The 709-nt window shown below is 76.6% G+C and carries 1 protein-coding gene; it reads right to left on the bottom strand.

Features of this window, described 5'->3' with window-relative positions; translation table 11 throughout:
- Positions 1-460: DUF3499 domain-containing protein (locus HMPREF3086_RS03550; protein ID WP_070720188.1), on the bottom strand; the 460-nt coding region annotated here is incomplete at its 3' end.
- Between the last annotated feature and the right edge of the window lie 249 nt (positions 461-709).

Raw genomic sequence — 709 nt, 5'->3', positions numbered from 1 at the left:
CGGCCTCGTGCTCCCGGGCAGCGGACACGTCGGGGACCACCCGCAGGTGGGGGCGCCCTGAACCGGTTGGCGGCCCGAGGTCCGGGAGCGGGTCGCTGCCGGCCAGCGCGCGGTCCAGCGCGGGCTCGGGATCAGAGACCCCGAGTCGGCGCAGGCGATCGGCGTCGACCAGTGCCGCCCCGGCCCGCCGCCCTCCGACGGGGCCGCCGGTGACGGCGTCCAGGAGGGCCGTGAGATCGGAGTCCTCGGCCGAGGTGTCGAGGTCCGGATGACGCACGAGGTCCCAGCCGCGGGGGGCGGTGATGCGCAGTGCGTGCACGGCGCAGAGGTCCCAGGCGTGCGGCTCCTGGACCGCGGGCAGTGGCCCGATGACGGCCGTGGAGTCCGCGTACACGTAGGTGAGAGTGGCGACCGCACGGTTGGGGCATCCCGGGCGGCAGCAACGACGGTTCTCACTCACGAGGCCCCAGCGTAGCCCCGCGGACTGTCCGGGTGGGCCGCGACCCGCCCACACCGGTGCGACCCGGCCGCCACCGACGGGGTTATCCTCGCGCCATGACCCCGACCGCCCCGGTTCCCGGACGGCCGCCCACAGGGACCGCGATCCCGGGCGCCGGCCAGTCCGACGTCGCCGCGGGCAGCCGTATCTCCGTCCGCGATTTCCCCGGCGATCCCGGGCGCCGCGGGCCGCGCGTGGTGACGTCTCGCC

Source organism: Dietzia sp. HMSC21D01 (assembly GCF_001815995.1).
In the GTDB taxonomy this organism is placed as follows: Bacteria; Actinomycetota; Actinomycetes; order Mycobacteriales; family Mycobacteriaceae; genus Dietzia; species Dietzia cinnamea.
This window is presented reverse-complemented; position numbering and strand designations above follow the sequence as displayed.